At 47.3% G+C, this 1,017-nt stretch carries 1 protein-coding gene and 1 pseudogene; both read right to left on the reverse strand.

Going from position 1 to position 1,017, the window contains the following annotated elements; all coding sequences use genetic code 11:
- Window positions 1-211, reverse strand: a pseudogene (locus tag R7M72_RS26165) (phosphoglucomutase/phosphomannomutase family protein); the annotation flags it as partial.
- 105 nt (window positions 212-316) lie between these two features.
- A partial coding sequence (locus tag R7M72_RS26170) for a GH36-type glycosyl hydrolase domain-containing protein (RefSeq protein ID WP_411913733.1) occupies window positions 317-1,017 on the reverse strand: 701 nt, incomplete at its 5' end.

The following is a 1,017-nucleotide window of genomic DNA, read 5'->3' on the forward strand; positions in this document are numbered from 1 at the left end:
CTACAATGCCATTTGCCGCTAAAACTTCGGCAAACCAACGGCCAGCTTTATCAGATAGAAAACGTCGGTCATAGCCAATGACAAAGCCACGATCTGCCACTGATTCTCTGTTAGTGATGTTTGCTACTGCCTGAGCAACCAAACGAACATTATCTTTAGTAAATTCTTCACCGATGAATGCGCGCCAACCGCCTGTACCAAATTTGATCATGATTCGAACCTCAATAAGGGCGGCAATACACCGGCCTTAAAATTTTGCTAGCGAACCCAATGCACAAGCTAAAGAGCAAAAGTGCATTGGGGCATTTTTAAGCGATTAACCTAGTGTTACGATCACTTCGTTCACGGAGCCTTCCGCTTGAACTGGTACTGATGCGCCAGTGATAGCTTCGCCGTTCAGAGTGATAGATTTCACGCCTTTGCTGACTGAATCAGGGTTAACAACTTTGATGTTGTAAGTCGCGCCTAGCCACTGACGAGTGACTTCAAATCCAGGCCAGTTAGTTGGAATACATGGATCGATAGTTAGACCATCAAAACCTGTGCGCACACCAAGGATAAAGTTGGTCACTGCGAAGTAAGCCCAACCAGATGTGCCAGTTAGCCATGGGTGGTTTGCACGACCGTGATCTTGGTGGTCTCGACCCATAATGAACTGCACGTAGGAGTACGGTTCTGCGATACGTTTTTCGATGATGTCGTTTTGGTTGTATGGGTTGAGTGCATCGTAGAACTTCATCGCACGGTCACCGCGCCCCAATTTTGCTTCAGCAACCCAAGCCCATGGGTTTGGATGTGAGAAGATCGCACCGTTTTCTTTTACGCCTTGGTAAACGCGTGTTACAAAGCCGATATCATCATTTGGTGTTGCGAATGATGGTGAGTTCAGATGTAGGCCGTATTCAGAGAATAGATTCTCGTCGACTGCGTCCATTGCCTTTTCACCGCGCTCTTGAGATACCGCACCAGACAGCACCGCAAGAGTGTTTGACTCAAGGTGTACACGACCTTCTTTTT

The sequence above is a fragment of the Vibrio sp. YT-18 genome, assembly GCF_033337345.1.
GTDB lineage: Bacteria > Pseudomonadota > Gammaproteobacteria > Enterobacterales > Vibrionaceae > Vibrio > Vibrio alginolyticus.